Source organism: Vibrio sp. 1402, from assembly GCF_033340275.1.
Window position 1 is genome coordinate 1 of record NZ_JAWOWE010000794.1, and the last position, 502, is coordinate 502.

General features: G+C 41.8%; 1 protein-coding gene and 1 pseudogene. Both read left to right on the forward strand.

Features of this window, described 5'->3' with window-relative positions; translation table 11 throughout:
- Nucleotides 1-109: pseudogene (locus tag R7044_RS28535) on the forward strand (Flp pilus assembly protein CpaB); the annotation flags it as partial.
- A gap of 7 nt (nucleotides 110-116) precedes the next feature.
- The coding region (locus R7044_RS28540; RefSeq protein WP_225456461.1) for a pilus assembly protein N-terminal domain-containing protein at nucleotides 117-502 on the forward strand (386 nt) is incomplete at its 3' end.

A 502-nucleotide genomic window follows, 5' to 3' on the forward strand; every position in this document is an offset into this window, starting at 1 on the left:
TAACCCTCATGAAGTCGATAAACCTGTTGTTGCAAAAAAATATACCCCTCGACCTAGTGTGACCATCATTAAGGGATCTCAGGCATCCAGTGTCCGAGTCAGTAATTAGGTGAATTATGAAAACAATAATATTACTCGTTAGCCAGTTACTTTTTGTTAGCTTGTCTGTTCATGCGGCAACCGCGCAGTCTGGAAGAGTTGTTTCTGTTGCGCATCATCAATCTACACAATTGGTGATTTCAGGTAAGGCCAAAAAGGTGACGTTAGGGGATCCAGAAGTATTGGATATCGTGGTTCTAAGATCGAATGAACTGTTCTTGATTGGTAAAAAACTAGGAACGACCAATGTGTCGGTTTGGGATAGTCGTGGCCGATTGATCGAACAGTTTAATGTCGAAGTCACTCACGATTTAAATACGCTTAAATCTAAGTTGTTCCAGTTCTTGCCGGACGAAAGTATCGAAGTGCATAGCGCTCAAGAGAAAGTCGTTCTCAGAGGTTT